13 protein-coding genes are annotated in these 17984 nt (G+C 49.3%); 5 read left to right on the top strand and 8 right to left on the bottom strand.

Going from position 1 to position 17984, the window contains the following annotated elements; genetic code table 11:
- Positions 1-36: 36 nt before the first annotated feature.
- The 4 genes from ACO6UY_RS11710 to ACO6UY_RS11695 form a co-directional block, all read right to left on the bottom strand.
- Positions 37-1818 carry a glycoside hydrolase family 13 protein gene (locus ACO6UY_RS11710; RefSeq protein ID WP_422447560.1) on the bottom strand — a complete coding sequence of 594 codons (1782 nt, stop codon included), beginning with the start codon at positions 1816-1818 and terminating at the stop codon, positions 37-39.
- A 9-nt stretch (positions 1819-1827) separates the two neighbouring features.
- The gene (locus ACO6UY_RS11705) at positions 1828-2661 is read right to left on the bottom strand and encodes a sugar ABC transporter permease (RefSeq protein ID WP_422490015.1); all 834 of its coding nucleotides are present in this window, start codon (positions 2659-2661) and stop codon (positions 1828-1830) included.
- Positions 2661-3956 carry a carbohydrate ABC transporter permease gene (locus ACO6UY_RS11700; RefSeq protein WP_422490013.1) on the bottom strand — a complete coding sequence of 432 codons (1296 nt, stop codon included), beginning with the start codon at positions 3954-3956 and terminating at the stop codon, positions 2661-2663. The genes ACO6UY_RS11705 and ACO6UY_RS11700 overlap by 1 nt, the downstream gene beginning before the upstream one ends.
- Before the next feature lie 109 nt (positions 3957-4065).
- Complete coding sequence (locus ACO6UY_RS11695; protein WP_422461455.1) at positions 4066-5298, bottom strand: maltose ABC transporter substrate-binding protein; 1233 nt, start codon at positions 5296-5298, stop codon at positions 4066-4068.
- A 450-nt stretch (positions 5299-5748) separates the two neighbouring features.
- Here ACO6UY_RS11695 and ACO6UY_RS11690 point away from each other — a divergent pair, with 450 nt between their 5' ends.
- The 4 genes from ACO6UY_RS11690 to ACO6UY_RS11675 all read left to right on the top strand — a co-directional run bounded on the left by ACO6UY_RS11690 (position 5749) and on the right by ACO6UY_RS11675 (position 9572).
- The gene (locus ACO6UY_RS11690; protein WP_422461453.1) at positions 5749-6792 is read left to right on the top strand and encodes a hypothetical protein; all 1044 of its coding nucleotides are present in this window, start codon (positions 5749-5751) and stop codon (positions 6790-6792) included.
- 15 nt (positions 6793-6807) lie between these two features.
- Positions 6808-7854, top strand: a complete 1047-nt coding sequence (lpxD, locus tag ACO6UY_RS11685) for a UDP-3-O-(3-hydroxymyristoyl)glucosamine N-acyltransferase (protein WP_422490011.1) — start codon at positions 6808-6810, stop codon at positions 7852-7854.
- A 62-nt stretch (positions 7855-7916) separates the two neighbouring features.
- On the top strand, positions 7917-8405 hold the full coding sequence (locus ACO6UY_RS11680) for a hypothetical protein (RefSeq protein ID WP_422447548.1): 489 nt from the start codon (positions 7917-7919) through the stop codon (positions 8403-8405).
- 36 nt (positions 8406-8441) lie between these two features.
- Positions 8442-9572, top strand: coding sequence for an ABC transporter ATP-binding protein (locus ACO6UY_RS11675; protein ID WP_422447546.1), 1131 nt, complete (start codon positions 8442-8444; stop codon positions 9570-9572).
- 187 nt (positions 9573-9759) lie between these two features.
- Here ACO6UY_RS11675 and ACO6UY_RS11670 read toward each other — a convergent pair whose 3' ends face one another.
- The 4 genes from ACO6UY_RS11670 to ACO6UY_RS11655 form a co-directional block, all read right to left on the bottom strand.
- Positions 9760-12147: a hypothetical protein gene (locus tag ACO6UY_RS11670; RefSeq protein WP_422447544.1), complete on the bottom strand. Its 2388-nt coding sequence runs from the start codon at positions 12145-12147 to the stop codon at positions 9760-9762.
- A gap of 392 nt (positions 12148-12539) precedes the next feature.
- Entirely contained in the window at positions 12540-14270 is a 1731-nt protein-coding gene (glgB, locus tag ACO6UY_RS11665; RefSeq protein ID WP_422490009.1) for a 1,4-alpha-glucan branching protein GlgB, read from the bottom strand.
- A complete protein-coding gene (locus ACO6UY_RS11660) occupies positions 14267-14833 on the bottom strand; it encodes a GlgB N-terminal domain-containing protein (protein WP_422490007.1) in 567 nt (188 codons plus the stop codon). The genes glgB and ACO6UY_RS11660 overlap by 4 nt, the downstream gene beginning before the upstream one ends.
- Positions 14834-14849: 16 nt before the next feature.
- A complete protein-coding gene (locus ACO6UY_RS11655) occupies positions 14850-16277 on the bottom strand; it encodes a carbohydrate porin (protein ID WP_422490005.1) in 1428 nt (475 codons plus the stop codon).
- A gap of 309 nt (positions 16278-16586) precedes the next feature.
- Between ACO6UY_RS11655 and ACO6UY_RS11650 the strand changes: the two genes are divergently transcribed.
- Positions 16587-17567 (top strand): LacI family DNA-binding transcriptional regulator, encoded by a 981-nt coding sequence (locus tag ACO6UY_RS11650; protein WP_422447534.1) that lies wholly within the window; start codon positions 16587-16589, stop codon positions 17565-17567.
- The last annotated feature ends 417 nt before the right edge of the window (positions 17568-17984 follow it).

Here is a 17984-nt window from a genome sequence, read left to right as displayed (position 1 = left end):
CTGCGCCCCAGTTAAGGGGCGCAGGCTTTGGTCTGTTTATTGACTCTTGCTCATCCTGTAGCCATAGGGGGCTAGCTGGACAGTCTCACCTTGCAGGTTGACCGATTGGGCAACAGCAGAGTTATTCATCACGATTTGCCACTGGCCACGTTGATAGGCAATACAATGATCACTGTCAACATCAAGCCAATGCACGGTCGGAATATTGAAATCAGGCTCACTTTTGCGCAGGACAATCAACTCCTGGATAAATTGTCTGAACTCAAGGTCCTGCTTTTCTTCCTCCCAAACCATACAACGGCGATTGGCTTCGCTGCCCATTCCCCGCCCGCCACTGAGGGCAACTTCACCGCCATAATAAATGCAGGGCGTACCTACCTGGGTAAACATAAACAGGTAGGCCAGCCTGGCTCTTGCTTTATTCTCTCCACACAAACTTAAAATACGAGAAGTGTCGTGGCTATCCAGCAGGTTGAACATCGCCTGGTTGGCGGTGTGAGAGTAAGCACAGTAGGAACGGTTCACATCCCAGATGAAGTCCTGCTTGTTACTCAGATCCAGGGCAAAAAAGTCCAGCACTGCCTGGGTCATCGGATAGTTCATTACCGAATCATACTGGTCGCCACCAAGCCAGGCTGAGGCGTCGTGCCAGATTTCCCCGAGAATATAGCAGTCAGGTTTGATTGATTTGACCACCCGGCGGAAATCACGCCAGAAGTCGTGGTCAATTTCATTACCCACATCCAGGCGCCAGCCATCAATATCAAAATCCTCAACCCAGCGTCTGGCAACGTCCAGCAGATACGCACGACACTGCTCGTTCTCGGTGTTCAGTTTGGGCATGGATGCCACATTGCCAAAGGTTTCATAACGCAGGTTCTGGTAGTCCCACTGTTCACGGGGCTTGTCTTCATACACCGGGAACTCGCGAATCCAGAACCAGTCATGGTAGGGCGACGCCTTGCCATTGGCGACAACATCCAGCCACAACGGATGTTGATCACCCACATGGTTAAACACAGCATCGAGCATCACTCTCATCCCACGACGGTGGGCTTCTTTTACCAATACGGTAAAAGCTTCATTGCCACCCAGGGAAGGGTCAACATTGAAGTAGTCCACTGTGTCATAACGATGACTGGCGTTGGCGGTGAACACCGGGCAGAAATATAAGCCATTGATGCCCAGGTCCTGAAGGTAATCCAGTTTATCGATTACCCCCCAGAGATCCCCGCCCATAAAGTTATCCTGCGTTGGTTCTGTGCCCCAGGGCATCGTACCAGCGGGGGATATGTCCGGTCGGCCATTGGCAAAACGGTCCGGAAAAATATGATACCAGATGGTTTTCTGTACCCATTCCGGCGTTGCCAGGACATCACGGGGGTTGATATAGGGGAAGCAGAAGAAATTACTGAGATTACTCAGTTCCACTTCTGCCACTTTGGTATCGGTAATATCAACACTTTTTCGCTCGCCAAACAGTATCTTCTGGCCAGTGCTTTTCGAATGCAGAATAAAACCGTAGCGTGCCCGACGCCTGGGTGGGGTGAACTCAGCCAGCCAGCAGGTTTGATGTTGCGTTTCGGCCTCGACGGTCATGGGGATTTCACGTCCGCCGGTCCAGCCGTGGGCATCGCTGCCTCCAAGGTTACCGCCGTCCAGGCCTCCGACTGCCCACTCATAGGGGTCACCGATCCAGAGGGTCACTTTTTCGATTTCATCCTTGGCTGAACGCAGGCGAACATGCAGGGTGCTATTATCGCGGGCGTAGCACATGGCGCTTTTCGGGTTATGGACCAGAGCACTCAAGGTAATCATTTTCAGGGGTTACTCCTTAACCGCGCCACTGACCAGGCCAACAGTAATGTGCTTCTGGGTGGCGACAAACAACAGGGTGATAGGAATGGCCACTAACAGTGCACCGGCCGAAAACAGGGTATAATTTTCTGCGGAGTTAGAGGCGATCCATTGGAAAATGCCCACGGCCAGCGTCATTTTTTCTTCGCTGCGCAGAATCAGTGTGGGCAGAATAAAGTCCATCCAGGGGGCTGTGAATGAGGTCAGCCCGACAAAGACCAGTATCGGTTTGGCCAATGGCAAAATGATTTCAAAGAAAATGGTCAAATGACCGGCGCCGTCTATTTTGGCCGCCTCATCCAGCGACGTTGGGATCGCGTCAAAATAGCCCTTCACCAGCCAGGTCATAAAAGGTAATGAGCCGGTGACGTAGACAAACAGCAGCCCGGTAAAGGTGTCGATCAGGTTCAGCTTGGACAGCAACACATAAATCGCTGTGATGGAGAGGAACGCCGGGAACATCTGGATCACCAGAATCCCCATCATGACATTGCGTTTACCTTTGAACCGGTATCGGGAGAAGATAAATGCCGTCATCGTCACCACAATGATGGAGATGGCCATATTGCTGAAGGCCAGGACAAAAGTGTTGGCATACCATTGCAGATATGGGGTATCGGTAAACAGGGCCCGGTAGTGATCCAGGGTAAAGGAAAAGTCGGTAAACGAACTGCTAAACAGGTTTACCCCCGGCTTGAACGACGCCATCACGGTCCAGGCAATGGGTCCAAGCACCAGGATAGCGTTGATGGCCAGCAACAGGTATACGGCGAAAACACCGGCTTTATGCATCAGTTTGTTCATTACCGCATACTCACATCGGTCTTGAAGGAGTTCATCCTTCTAAACTGCCAAATGGCAATCAGTGACAAGAACAGGAAGATGATGATGGAAACCACGGCAGCGATATTGTACTGCTGGAAGTCCAGGGTCAGCTTGTAAATCCAGGTAATGAGAATATCGGTGTGGCCGGCAAAGCGATATTCCGGATTAATGGGGCCACCCTCCGTCAATAGATAAACCGCACCGAAATTGTTGAAGTTGAACGCAAAGGTCATGACCAGCGAAGGGGCTACCTGATGCAGGATCATGGGCAGGGTAATCTCTTTGAACTGCTGGAACCGGCTGGCACCATCAACTTCACTGGCTTCATAGAGTTCTTTGGGAATATTGGTCAGGGCACCGGCAATCAGGAGCATAAAGTAGGGGGCTCCGGCCCAGACACCGATGGCAATGACCGTCACTTTCGCCAGCACGGGGTCCGATAAAAAAGGAATGGACTCAATGCCAAAACCATTAATGATTGAGTTTACCGGACCAATGCCATTTAACAGCAGGCGGAAGATCAGCAGGCTGACAAATGCCGGAATGGCGTAAGGCAGCATGAATATAACGCGCCATACCTTTTTACCGGCGATGTCCCGATTAGCCAGGGCAAGCGCCAGAACAAAGCCAAAGCCAAAGGTGAATATTGTTGAGCAAACCGCCCATATCGCCGTCCAGCTGCCGACACCGAGCAAAGTGCTTGACCAGATTTTCAGCTCAAACAGGGACAGAAAATTTCTAAACCCAACCCAGTCCACCAGGTTTTTTGGTGGAATATGTGCTGGTGCTGCGTAGTTGGTGAGAGAAACCAGTACGGTAATCAGTATTGGCAAAATAATGAATGCCAGTGCAGCAATCCCCGCCGGGGTTAACATGATGAGGGCAAAATGCTCATCATAAAAGGCCCGCAACTGCTGTTTGAAGCCGATGGTGCAAGGGGTAATGTTAACGGCATCTTTAATGTTCAGCAGGTACGCAGCAAGAAACGCCACGGTCAGAAAGATGGCAAGTACCCCTTCAACCAGCATATGAATAGAGTGGTCGCCGTGGATGATTTTGAAACCCACGCGATGTTGTGCGGTATCACCAAGGGTGATAAAGCCTTCCAGGGCTGTTAGTAAATCAGCAGCAAAAAGTACCAACACTATCTGCACTGAAAGATAGAAACACCCTTTTATATAATGTCGGTTTAACAGCTGGGTCCCCCCCATCAGAAAAACCGACAGAGGTGGTAGCTTGTTAGCCACCCTGGGCTGATCCATGGCTATATCCATAGCCCCTCCTAAACAGTATTAATCAGTTGCCGTCAATAATGATGTCGTCAATCCCACCATGCCCGGGAGTTATTCCGAAATAATGTCCCTGATCAGGGTGGGGTGTTTGTTATTCCTGGAAAGCAATCTGCTCTTTGATCACCATTAAGGCGTTATCCAATGATTTTTCCGGTGTTTCGCCATTGACCCAGCTTGCGGTAATGGCGTTAGCCATGGGAGACCAGACATAGCCCATTTCCGGAATGGAGGGCATGGCATCGGCATAAAAACCCTGGGCAATAAAGGCTTTGGTTGCTTCATCAGCCGTTGCACTGTTGGCGATTTCTGCCATCAGATGATTCAGTGGCGGGATGGATCTGGTCATCTCGAACCGTTTTTTCAACATGGCTTCTGACGCCAGAAAGTCAGCAAACAGTTGTGCGGCAACGGGATACTCTGTGTAAGAGGAGACCACTGCCAGCCTTACTGTGGAGAATGTGCGCGGATGCTTTCCTTCCAGTGTTGGCATCGCCACGACGCCAACATTAACTCCCGATTCCAGGTGGCTTTTTGTTGCCCATGGACCGTCAACAATGGCGGCAACTTTACCTTCAGTGAACAGGCCTCGACGCACCTGGGTGTTGCGCATATCCACAGGGTTCGAGTCATTGGCTGTTTTCAATTTAAGCATGGCGGCAAGGCCGCGTTTGGTCGCTTCGGAATTTACCCCGATATCATCTGCATCGGATCCTGCCTTGCCAAATTCATAGCCGCCATACATGGACATAAACATTCGGGATTCATAGTAATTTTGTACGTCCCACAGCAGGGCATAACGGTTTTCAGTTCGGTTGTTAAATGTGGTGGAGAACGCAATCAAATCTTCAAAGGTCTCTGGTGCCTCGGCCAGGATGTCTTTGTTATAGAACAGGGCAGTTGTCGCATAGCTGACGGGAAAACCATAGCCTTTGCCATCAGCTTTGGCTGCTGAGGCAGCACTGGAAATAAACTCTTTATCAACACGATCGGCACTGACCAGGTTTTCCATAACCGCGCCGCTGACGACTAATTTGCCCAGCATATCGTGTTCAATCTCGGCGACATCAGCAACCCGGGCGGTGCCACCGTCCTGAATCAGGCGTCCGGCACTGTTCATTGGCGCCAGTTGTCGGAACCGGAACTGAACATCGTAGCCAAAGGTTTCGTTAAACGCCTCGGTGGCATAGTCCATATAATCCATGGCCAGCTCATCGGTCCAGATGAGCAGTTGTGCATTCTTTTCAGGTATCAACTGTTCAGCGGACCCAATGCTGGCAGACAGTAACGAAAGCGTGAACGCCAGATTTTTATAAAGAGGTTTCATACTGTTGGCTACTCAATCACAATTCACAGGGTAGTACATGGTGGAATACCACATTTTTAATCAAAAGAAAAAATGGCGCAATGGTTAATCATTCATTTTGTTGCTGATTTTGTTTATAAATAAATTTTATTTGAGAAAAAATGATTAAATTGATTCAGATCAATATTTTCATATTGTAAAAGCTGAACTAAAGGCGTTTAATCACACCACAAAAACACATTGTTGAACATACTGCAGGTTATATGTTTTCAGACTCAAATTGTTGAATTACAGGGTTGTCATTCTATGACTTCCGATTGTTTTCGATCTCTGACCTTGTTGCAGTTGTTCGTATTTTTTCACTGAAGAGTTGTAAGTAACTAAAGGTTACATTATTAGCTGTCCGTTATTTTTGGATTGCATTACTTCAATTGAATAATTGCCAGATTATTTGCCACTTGGGGATTCCTGATGAGAAAAAAGTTACTATCAGTTGTTATTGCTAATGTTATCGGTTTATCGGGTGCTGCATCAGCCGATGAATTTACTGATTTCCTGCGTCAGGCAAATAATGGAGATAATTTATCTGCCAGCAATGAAGGCATAAACCTGTCTGGTCACTTTGGTTCATCAATCGAGTATGAGACAAAAACAACCACAAACTGGGGCTACGGTGAAATCAAGGAAAAAATCATTACCAATGAAATTGGTAATGTGTTTTTAAATATTCAGGATCTGGGCCTGCGCGCTAACTACTCATTAAAAACCATGAGCCGGGAGCAGAAAAATTACGATACTTCCGGTGCCAAAGGTTACTATGAGAATGAAGATTCTCTAAAGCACCTGATCTTACTTGATCGGCCCTTTGCCCTGAGTGGTGGCTGGGGAACGGGTTTGGGCTATGAAGCGGAATACATTACCAGTGAAGTTGTATCAAGCTCTGCTAATCACCACGAAAAAAACTCTCTTGAGCAAATCATTCGACCATACCTGACTTATTGGAATAATAACTACAACGCTGGTTTCTATGCATCGGCTGAATACCTGGACCTGAGTTTTGACAATGGTAGTTGGGGGACAACCGATGAGGGGGGCTACAGCTTAATGTTCAAGCCCTATAAGAATTACGGCAACTTTCAGTTCGAGCTGGAGCTGTTCTACCAGGTCAAAGATGATAATGAGACCGTTCATGCCGGCGGGGTCAAGAAGTATGAGTTTACTGAGAAATACATCCAACCGACTATTCGTTACAGCATAGATAATGCTGGTCTGGTTTACCTGACAACCCGGTTCACAAAAAACGAAACCACCGACAAAGGCGCTGGTCCGGATTACTTTAAGGACGTCGTCAAAACCTCTATTGGTTACGAGACCGATCTGGGTGAGAACTGGATGGTTAAGGCCGAGTATGAATATACCTATGAAAAAGAGACCACTAATGACCCCAGGGAAGCAGGCTTGAGCAAGAAAGTGGATAGCCACAAATTTTACGCCCATGCTCTTTACAGGTTTTAATCTGGTATAAATCCCATGCTTAACGCCCTTGATATTGCTCAACAACTCCACGGTCGTCTGTTTGGTGATGGCAACATCACAGTAGACAGTATCTGCCCGGTATCGGCCAGCAGGCCAGATGCCCTGGCTATTGTGCTCTCCAGGCATGACCTCAAGTTTATTGATCATTGCCAGGCAGCCATTGTGGTTGGACCTGCAGCCATAGGCAATATCAAGGCACCGGCAAAAATAGTGATTGATGCATTGGATGTTACTTTGCTTAACCATCTATTGCGTTACTACAAAGCTGAAAAATACCACCTGTTGGATCAGGAGAATGTGTCCACTATTCCGGGTGTATTCATTGGCAAACATGCCCGCATCGGCAAAGGTTGCCATTTTATGCCGGGAGTTCGCATACATAATGGCGCAGTGATTGGCGATAATGTTGCCATACATGCCAATACCGTCATTAAGGAAGGGACGGTGATTGGCAATAATGTGACCATCGATTCCAATAATTCCATCGGTAATTTCAGCTTTGAATACATGCTCAATAGTTCTGGCGAATATGAACGGCTGGAAAGTATTGGTCGGGTCATTATTGAAGATAATGTGGACATTGGCTGCAACAACACCATTGATCGGGGTACTCTCGGAGACACGGTTATTGGCCGGGGCAGCAAAATTGATAACCTTTGCCAGATTGGCCACGACTGTCGTATAGGCCAGCACTGCCTGATCATTTCACAATCCGGTGTTGCCGGTCATACCATCCTTGGTAATCGGGTTACGGTGCATGGGCAGAGTGCCATTGCCGGTCATCTGCATATTGGCGATGGTACGGTGATTCAGGGCAAGTCAGGCGTCAGCCGTTCCTGCCCACCACGAAGCAAGCTGTTTGGTTATCCTGCCAGAGATGCACAACGATATATGAAATCAATGGCTACGCTTAATGCCCTGTCAAAGGGTAAAGCCCCAATGATTTCAACCCGGAACGTTAAATCGCAAAAACCGGAGCGTGAAGCCCACGGCGAAGCGAGCTGGTTCGGAAAAATACGACAGAAACTTTATTTTAAATAAAAAACACACGTCTTTGTTATTTATCTACGTTGGCGACTGGTCATTGTCGCTATGGAGTTAATATGAAAATCAAAGTCCTGGCAACCCTTACCCTTGCTGCCACTCTGGCTGGTTGTGCCGGAAATCCTGCTAATGATACGGCTGCTGCATCAGCGGTCAGCACCAGCCCCGTTGCCAGTTGTAATTTGCCTGATGTTGCCGGTAGTGGCCCTGTTCGTCCGCCCATGTACGTTACTGGCACTTTCTCCGATGGGCAGTGGATGCACCAGGAGCATCGTCGTATGTCTTACAAGGGGGATGGCATTTATCAGGTCATCATGGAGAATGAGGCGGGCCCGGTGAACTTCCAGTTTGCCAGTATGGGTTGGAAACCACAATTCACCGTGAGTGGTCGGGCATTGACCGTCGGACAGGAAGGTAAGTTAATTCGTGGTGGGTTTATGAAAGATACCCGCATCAACTTCACCGAATCCGGCCTTTATGTCTGGGGCTTCCAGGTTGATGCTGAAGGCAAGCCGAAACTGGCTGCGATTGCCCAGTGTGCTGAATAACCCTGTTACCTGAAAGATTATCTGTGGAATGACCGGATGGCTAACGTAAGCTTAAAAAGCGTTGAAAAAAAATATGACAATGAATTTCAGGCGGTTCATGGTATTGACCTTGATATCCATGACGGCGAGTTTATGGTGTTCGTTGGTCCGTCCGGCTGTGCAAAATCCACCACGCTACGCATGATTGCAGGGCTGGAAAGCATCACCGACGGCGAAATCCGGATCGGTGAACGCGTGGTGAATGACTTGCCTCCCAAGGACCGGGGTATTGCCATGGTCTTTCAGAACTATGCGCTTTACCCCCATAAAACCGTTTTTGACAATATGGCCTTTGGCCTGAAAATGCAGAAAAAGTCGAAAGAGGAGATTCGCCAGGCGGTTGAAGAGGCAGCAGAAAAACTGGAAATTACCGATCTTCTGGACCGCAAGCCAAAAGAGATGTCCGGAGGTCAGCGACAGCGGGTTGCTGTTGGCCGTGCCATTGTGCGCAAGCCTGATGTGTTTTTGTTCGATGAACCGTTATCAAACCTGGACGCCAAGCTTCGTGTTTCCATGCGGGTAAAAATTGCCCAGCTGCACCAGCGTCTGAAGGAGGAAGGTAACCCTGCCACCATGATTTATGTTACTCATGATCAGACAGAAGCACTGACACTGGGTGACCGAATCTGCGTACTTAATAAGGGTGAAATCATGCAAGTGGATACCCCTGCCAACTTGTACAATTTCCCGGCTAACAAATTTGTCGCTGGTTTCATTGGTTCTCCCTCCATGAACCTGGTAAAAACGGTTATTCATAAATCGGATGCGGGACTTTTTGTAGAACTTGCACCGGGGGTGAAGTGCTTTATCCCAAGAGCCAAACAGGTATTGCTGCAGGAGCAGATTGATCAGGCGGTTTACTTTGGTATTCGCCCTGAGCATATCTCCCTGGCAAATGACAGTGATGCTGTTAATACGGTTGAAGGCATGTTGACGGTTGTCGAGAATATGGGTAATGAGAAATATCTGTATTTCAAAGTAGGCGATAATGAGCTGATTGCTCGAGTGAACGACCATACCATTACCACAGCTGATATTGGTCGCACAATGCGCTTCAATTTGAATACCGAAGCTTGTCATATTTTTGATGTGGAAAATGAAAAAAACCTGACGATCATTAAAGGGTAAGCGGCAAAGTAAACCACGTACAACCACTCTATTGCAGACAAGCTCTATTATACAGCCACCTTGTTCCCACGGCCCCCGTGGGAATGCATATCGAACCGCTGCGCAAGTTACTGGGAAGATACACTTTTCAGCGTTCATCACAATCAGTCTGACGTTTGTTGGCAGGCTGCCGGTTCCGATTTTACTGTCAGACATCAGACGGCTGCAAAGAAACCAGTTCCAGGCTATCCGCTTTTGGGTGACAGCAAATCGCATCTCTGATCCGGGTCATGGGCCGCAGGGCTAACGCTTTGCCCGTTAACCCTTGCTGATAGCCCTGGTACCACTGGTAGCAGGCATACAGCAAAATGCCACCCGTGAGAATCCCCGCTGCTACCCATCCGGCCAGGGCAGGAACCGGAATACCTGCATCCACTTCGTCGTTGTTCAGGGGTGAAATAGTGTGGTCGTTGGTTCCATTAACCAATGAAGAAGACACAGTGGCAGATGGTAGTGGCTGACGTGGTGCAGCCGTTACTGTTTTGAGCGACAGATGTCGATCAACAGTGGTTGGCTGATCTCTGCCTGAGAACAGAGCTGTTGGTGAAGTTGCTGAACTGGCCAGTTGTGATGTTGTTGATGTTGAGAAAATCGAGGGCGCAACAGTTGAGCTCGACAATTCTGAAGTTGTAGTGCTGCTGGCCGGTGTTTCAAGAGGTGAGGATAAGGCGTCAGTTGTTGCTTGATAACTGCCAGCGGTGGTGGTCGTGTTGAGTTGTGTGGGAGGAGCGTCAGTACTTTCCTTCGGACAGTTTGCCTCAGCGCAACCAGAATTTTCCAGCCGGGTGTTGAGTGTGGTTTTACAGGCAAGGGTGCGAGTAAATGGATGGTTAGTGTCGCCAGCGGCTATGCCTGCGTGAGTACCCTTGATGTTACTGTTGCAGACAGTGGTATCGCTGATGGTTACATAACCCCTGCCTCGATAGGCAGCTCCCACTGCGGCATAACCATTTGTTCCTTGAGCTGATATCTGACAATCGATAGCGGTTGTCTGGCTAATCTTATTGTTGTAGAACGCTTTTGTTCCAAAGCTGGCCGCAGCAATCGCCGCAGCAGATTGATCGTTGTCACCTTGTCTGGCTTCAATCTTGATATTTCTGGCAGTGGTATTACGGATCTCGCATTTATCTTCAATATAGGCGGTGGCAACGGCTACCTTGCCTACGGAGAACAATTCATTATGTTCGGCCAGAGTATTTTTGATCGTACTTTGATCACAACTTGCTGTTACGATTCCCGTAGCGGGTGCACTTTCCCATGAAGTTTCCCCATAACCTTCTTTTAATTCAAGGCGGTTATTGATAGCGGTGGTATCGCTAATACGGCATTTAACTGCATTGGCAACCACTACCGCAATCTTTGGGTCTGGTGCGAACCATATCTGCGAAAGCATGCTGTTATTGATGGCATGGGTACCCTCTATAGTTGTGCCGGACGCCCACCCTGCGACACCTCCGGCGTTGACCAATCGCGTATTATCTACCAGCCGGTTATTGGTGAGTCTCGAGTTACTGACAGTGACGTTATCGTCCATGCTCCCAGCTATCAGGCCAGTGAACGTTTCACTCTCACTCCAGAAAATGCTCTCTTTGTGGCTTGCTGTGATATTGCAATGGTCAATCGAGTTGCTGTCCAGGGAAGCAGATCCTCTGGCCCTTCCGGTTAATATTCCTGCAGAGGCAGAACGTAGCCCTATTGTATTTACATTCATCGCCGAGTTCTTGACCTGGTTACTTTCCAGTTTTGAGTTGTTCCTGATCTCTCCCGCCAGCATCCCCATCATCATACCCTGGCCGCCTCTCACTAACTTGAAATCAGAATGTTCCACTGTGTTATTTTTCAACAGTGAGTGTCCGCTGGCTTCGCAGGCGATAATGCCCTTATTACCGTAAGATCGCCGGTCATTTATGCTTATACTGGCATTTTTGACCACCACATCACGTACTACTCCCCCATCTTTCACCAGCAAGAACAGGCAGTTGTTCAGGTTGCTAATGCTCTTGCCGTTACCGTTGTACTCACCAGTGAAGCCCGGGATGGGCGAGTGGTTTTCGACATCAATATCAGCAATCTGTTCGTACTTGCCATTGGGGGGATAGCATGGCTTATTCCCGATTTTGGCCAGGTCAGCATTGCTCTGGACAGGAATCTGCTCGTCTCTGCAGCCCGGCGGGACGGTTGAGGCAGCAGTGCCAGGTGGTTCTTTACTGGTTCCAGGATTGCTGTCTTCTGGCGTCTGGCCCCCACAAACCGGCAGGCTGGCCAGCGCCAGACAGGCCATGGCCACCTGGTTAATGGTGTTCAGGTAGCTATCGACGGGGATGGCTTTCTGGACCAGACGCAGGGCCAGCTCTTTAGGTTGAATCTTCAGTTGTATCCATGGGCTACCGGGCTGATCAGTCCGTTGCCCGGGATCAAAGTCAGGATGAAGGGATTGAGCCACTGACTTGCTGACACTCCAGAAGCCCGGCCAGGACGAACCCCGTTCCGGGCCATGGCCGCTATCAGTAGCAGCCAAATCAGACGGTGGCGTCATGGTTACGCATGAGGTGAGCACGGGGGTCATTTCAGAGCTTCCGAGTTTACAAAATTCAGAATACAAATGTAGATGTAAATAAGGATGATTATTTTATTTTTGTCAGTACCGGAATTACTGTGAGTTCTTGCTACAAATGTTCCAGGCTGCCAGCCAGGTGGGAAGGGAATGTATACCGAACTTCTCCGAAAATGTAGAACCCCCATTAAACTCTGGTGATTCCGGGCAGAAACAGGTTGTTCCATACTGCAGGCTCCGGTATGCATTCCCACGCAGTACCCAAAGGGCCTAAAAGCATGGGAAAGATACTTACGGAGGATTGAGCGATTTCTGTAATACACACGGGATCGAAGGAATCAGTATGTGTCGGGAGCTTTTTCTCGCTATGGGCTTTATTCCCGGTCAACGGTCAGCATAATAGTCGCCAGTGGCGGCAAAGTCAGTCTGATGCTTTGGGGTTGGTTATGCCACTCTCCTGGCCGGGTTGAGACGGTACCGTTGACAATATGACTGCCACCAAAGCGCTGGTCATCGCTGTTAAAGATTTCCTGCCATTGTCCACTTGCCGGAACGCCAATGGTGTAATCATGCCTTACAAATGGTGTCATATTGCTGATAACGACAATGGTTTTACCTGCGCTGTCTGTTCGGTAAAAGGCAAAAACACTTTGACCATGGTCGTCCAGTATCAGCCAGCGAAAACCGTTGCGATCAAAATCAAGCTCATGCAGTGCCGGGTAACGCTGATACAGGGTATTCAGCTCACTGATCATCGTCAGCATGCCCTGGTGGTAAGGGCCCTGCTCCAACAGGTTCCAGTTCAGGCTTTCTGCCGGGTTCCACTGGTTGGTCACACCAAACTCGGAGCCCATAAACATCAGCTTTTTACCGGGGTGCCCGAACATAAATCCGTAATAGGCCCGAAGGTTGGCAAAGCGCTGCCAGTCATCCCCGGGCATACGGGTGAGGATCGTGCCTTTACCATGAACCACTTCATCGTGGGAGAGGGAGAGCACAAAGTTCTCGTTATAGGCGTAGACCATACTGAAGGTCATTTCATGGTGGTGATGCTGACGATAAATCGGGTCCCGCTTCATATAGGCCAGAGTGTCGTGCATCCAGCCCATATTCCATTTGTAATCAAAGCCGAGGCTCTGTGGGTGTCCGGGGCGTGATACACAGGGCCAGCTGGTGGACTCCTCGGCGATCATCATGCAGTGTGGATGCAGCCGGTGAACTTCAGTGTTCAGGCGCTGCAAAAAGGCGACGGCCTCAAGGTGTTCATTGCCGCCCAGATGGTTGGGTGTCCACTCGCCCTGTTTTCTGGAGTAGTCCAGGTAGAGCATGGAGGCCACGGCATCCACCCTCAGGCCATCAATATGAAACTCATCCAGCCAGTACAGGGCATTACTGATCAGAAAATCCTGTACCCATGGCGAACCGTAATTGTAGATACAGGACTTCCAGTCCGGATGCCAGCCCCGTTGCGGGTCTTCATATTCATAAATAGCGGTCCCGTCAAAACGGAACAGGCCGTGTTCATCCTGTGGAAAGTGGGCGGGAACCCAATCCAGAATCACACCAATATTGTGCTGGTGGCACTGGTCAACCAGGTAGCGGAAGTCGTCCGGTGTGCCATAGCGGCTGGTGGGGGCAAACAGCCCAACCGGCTGATAGCCCCAGGATTCGTAGAGAGGATGTTCGGAAATGGGCAGTAATTCGATATGGGTAAAGCCCGTTTTCCGGATATAGGGGATCAGTTCGTCGGCCAGCTCCCGGTAATTTTTAAAACCATCGTCGTTCGATTTTTTCCATGAGCCCAGGTGGACCTCATAAACCGACATGGGTTTGTTATGGTTCAGCTGACGTTTGTTCAGCCATTGGCTGTCGGACCAGGTAAAGGTACTTTCCGTTTGTACAATGGAGGCGAGGCCCGGCCACTGTTCCACTTTATGGCCAAAGGGGTCGGTTTTTTCCGGCAGCAGCTGACCATTCTGATCGTGCAGCTCATATTTATACAGGGTACCTTCAGCAACGCCCGGTACAAACAGTCGCCAGATACCGTCATCAGCACTGGCCATGGGATGGCAGCGACCATCCCACCGGTTGAAATCACCGATCACGCTGACGGAACGGGCATGGGGGCATAGACCTTGAACAACACGCCTGAAACACTGCGCTGACGGGTAATGGCGTGTTCCACTTTCAGAGCACCCAGATGTCGGTACAGATGGAGCGGGTCGATATCCTGCTGGCAAAGGGTGTACTCGCCAAACTGGTAAGGGTCAAAGCGGAGTTCTTCTGTCCCGTCCTTCAGGGTGATGTTGAGCAGATAGTAAAAGACTTTTTTCCGTTGGGGAAAACTCAGCTCAAAAAAACCATTGGCCAGTCGGTTCATTCTGCCCAGTGATTTACCCGTACTTTCCTGCACAAGCTCGATGCACTCGGCATCAGGATGCCAGGCGCGGATGGTGAGACCACTACCGGACTGCCCGGGGTGAATCCCAGGATGGAAAAAGGTGAGGCATGCATCACCTGGCTCAGGCCTTGGGTTACCGGTGTCAGTGGAGCGAGAAATTCTTCCCGCCATCAGCACAGAACACTGATATTCACGGCACCAACCGCATTGCACCGCTTTGCGGTTGGTCAGATTAAGCGCCCCATGCTGTGCATGGGGATTCAACAACAGATAGCTGGCGGAATTAGAACCAGATTTCTGCTTCTACACCGAACTGGAAGGTTTTGTCATCGTTGTCGAACTCATCACCCCAGCCTTTTTGATCTTCGTACTTATTGTCCGCATCCCGAACCATGTAGGTGATGAAAGGCTTGATTTGTGGACGACCAAAGTAGTCTGAGTTAACGGTGAATACAGCTGCAATTTCAGCAGTGTAGAAGGTTGTTTCAGCTTTTGCACCACCTTCTACAAGATTCCCGTCTACCTCACGGTGACCCCAATAATCTTTCTCGTAGCCGTATGAACCGGTGAATTCCCAGCGGAAATTTTCGTTAACTTTGTAAGTTGGACGTGCAGCTATGAGAAGGCGATCGACAGTGTCACCCTCTGATTTGTAATAAATTTCGTCATTGGCTGTTTCCTTATCTGGATCAAATTTGGTATCAGAACCTAACCCCCAGATTTTTTCGCCACGAAGATACGTAATTTCAGTAGCTAACTGCCAACGATCATTAATGTTCATGACACCGTAGGATGTGAAGAAGATACTGTTGCCCTTATCACTATCAACCGTTGATGTGCCACCACTCCATTGGCCAAAGTTTACACCTCGGTTGGCGGCCAAACCGTTCCCATAGGCCAGAGCAGTCGCAGTCCAGCCATCCAGTCCGTAGTAGTCGCGCTTATAGGTGAGAGCAAGGCCGATACCGTCAGTGGCTTCGTTATCTGCGTATTTGTCTTTATCTCCAGCCATCATGAATTTGGCATCAAAGTTAAAGCTGCCGCCCAGCGCTTCGTGGTTGTAGCTATACAGATCTAAAGAGTGGATGGTTTTGCCTTCTGGTTTTTCAGACTTTTCACCCGGATCTACAGATACAACAGCGATACCGTTGCCGCTCTGCTCATAACCAAACCCAACACCGGAAGACTGCTTCCAGAATTCACCAGAGAGCAAACCCTGTTCACGATTCAGGAAGCGACGACCAGCCCAGATTTCTGCGTTTTCTGGCAAATAGCTAAAGCCGCCCAAGCGCATAAAGGCTTCTTTGATTTCAAAGCTACCTTCGCCATCGTTGTTGCTGTCTTCGCTGCCTGTGGAAGAATAGAAGCTGGAGTCACCATTACCGTACTCAGCACGCACACCCAGCTGCGACCACACACCATTCTGGAAAGTGGTGTTTTTGCTGACGTTGAATTCAACCTGGTTAGCATTCTTGCCAGTTGTACCTGCTACATTGTAGTCAGGTTTGCCATATTCATTACCGGTAGATGTACCGTTTTCATTCACCCGCCAGCCAGCACGGATATAACCGTTTACCTGCCAGCCATCGGTCAGGATATCAGTCGGCTTCAGATTCAGAGTTTCAGTGGTGGTTTCACTGGCCATTGCCGTACCGGAAAGCAGTACGGCAGCGATAGCACCAGCCAGTGGCAGAAGTCTTGCTTTGGTCACAACCAAATTCCTTCAAATGTGTTGTCGTGTGTTCGCCATCTTGCATGCTGCAGTCCCCCCTGAAACGAAATAAATCGTCCAGACTCTGTCAGCAGGCATTACAACGTGTTGACGTTTTTTTGGCTGTGAAATTCTTTGGCATTTGTGGGGTGAAGAGCAATATGAAAAGGTTTTTAGAAGAACTTGGCTAAATATTGATCTGTGTCTTTTTGTGAACACTGTAAACAAAATATATTACCAAGGTTGGTGATATTTCGAATCAATGTCAGTTATTTGATATAGGGATAAATCCCTTGGGGAAGGAATCAAGTGTCTGGGCAATCAACCATTCTCCAGGTGGCGGCGCTGGCAGGATTATCCATTGCAACCGTCAGTCGGGTGCTCAATGGCGGAAAATACGTTTCAGACAGTACCCGCAAGAAGGTATTGGACGCGGCCCATGAGCTTAACTATCAACCCAATTATATGGCCCGGCAGTTGCACGGGCAGAATGCCTTTGTAGTGGGGGTTGTGCTGGGGCTGGATCTGGGAACCATATCGCCGTTTGCATTAAAAGTGTATGAAGCGCTGAAGATTGAGCTGGAGCGGCAGGGGTACCGGGTCAAGCGGGTGAAGTTTTCTCCGGAGGGTGAGCTGATGACGTCGGCCAAGGCCTATGTTGGCATTGGGTTGCACCATGAAGATCCCCGCTATCAGAAGGTTCAGGAGCAGGAAGCCCCCTATGTGAGTATTGGTGATGTGCGGGAGGGGCATTTCTGGGTCGCTTCCAATGATGAACAGGGTGGTTTTCTGGCAACCACACACCTGCTCGGGAATGGCTGTCGTACTATTTATTACGTCTGCCTGCACAGTGATCATGCGGTTTCGTGCATGCGTTACCAGGGCTATCGCAGGGCGATGCTGGAAGCAGGGCTTATTCCCTCGGAAGCCATAGAAATTTCAGTGGATACCGGTCTGCCTGCATTAGACAGTTATCGCCGTATACGTGGCTTGCTGGAATCGGGGATTAAGCCCGATGCATTTGTCGCCTTTTCTGACATTGTCGCCACAGGTATTTCCATGGCACTGGCGGATACCGGTAAGCGGGTACCGGATGATGTGCAGGTGGTGGGTTACGATGGCATTGATGATGATCGTTATCATTCACTGACCACTGTACGACAGGATATAGACAGTATTGCCGTTCAGGGGGCTGAGCTGGCGATAGAGGCAATCAAATCCTGTGAGCCTCGTGGGTGCTGGCTGGATGTGTTTGTCCGTAAAGGGCAGACCTCCTGTGTTATGACTTGAGGCTAGTCCATGGTTTCAATGAGTTTGACGGGTTGCCGTTATCATAAGCCTCTGCACTGCGTTCGTCCTGACCCTGTCGAAGGGCGCAAACTCCGGCCCATGATAGATCGTGCCAAACACCCTTCGACTCCGCTCAGGATGAACGGAGATGGTGTACGGTTTCAATGCGATTGATGGGTTCCTTTATTGACTTCCAGACTCCGTTCGTCTTGAGCGGAGTCGAAAGGCGTAAACTCCATACCCTGCATATTGTGCCAATCACCCTTCGACTCCGCTCAGGGTGAACGGAGATTGTACACATCAAACTCATCGAAATAATGTACTAACTGCCTTTCACCACCCCGATTGATATTTTCCTGAAATCTGTTGTCAAAGGATTGATCAGATATTCAGGAACGTCGACATGTTGCCAGTTCA

This window comes from Endozoicomonas sp. ALE010, from assembly GCF_049310165.1.
Classification (GTDB): domain Bacteria; phylum Pseudomonadota; class Gammaproteobacteria; order Pseudomonadales; family Endozoicomonadaceae; genus Endozoicomonas.
This window is presented reverse-complemented; position numbering and strand designations above follow the sequence as displayed.

Bases quoted from the DNA above. Each gene is read 5' to 3' on its own strand.
- ACO6UY_RS11710 (WP_422447560.1), bottom strand. From the start codon at position 1,818: ATGATTACCTTGAGTGCTCTGGTCCATAACCCGAAAAGCGCCATGTGC.
- ACO6UY_RS11705 (WP_422490015.1), bottom strand. From the start codon at position 2,661: ATGAACAAACTGATGCATAAAGCCGGTGTTTTCGCCGTATACCTGTTG.
- ACO6UY_RS11700 (WP_422490013.1), bottom strand. From the start codon at position 3,956: ATGGATATAGCCATGGATCAGCCCAGGGTGGCTAACAAGCTACCACCT.
- ACO6UY_RS11695 (WP_422461455.1), bottom strand. From the start codon at position 5,298: ATGAAACCTCTTTATAAAAATCTGGCGTTCACGCTTTCGTTACTGTCT.
- ACO6UY_RS11690 (WP_422461453.1), top strand. From the start codon at position 5,749: ATGAGAAAAAAGTTACTATCAGTTGTTATTGCTAATGTTATCGGTTTA.
- lpxD (WP_422490011.1), top strand. From the start codon at position 6,808: ATGCTTAACGCCCTTGATATTGCTCAACAACTCCACGGTCGTCTGTTT.
- ACO6UY_RS11680 (WP_422447548.1), top strand. From the start codon at position 7,917: ATGAAAATCAAAGTCCTGGCAACCCTTACCCTTGCTGCCACTCTGGCT.
- ACO6UY_RS11675 (WP_422447546.1), top strand. From the start codon at position 8,442: ATGGCTAACGTAAGCTTAAAAAGCGTTGAAAAAAAATATGACAATGAA.
- ACO6UY_RS11670 (WP_422447544.1), bottom strand. From the start codon at position 12,147: ATGACGCCACCGTCTGATTTGGCTGCTACTGATAGCGGCCATGGCCCG.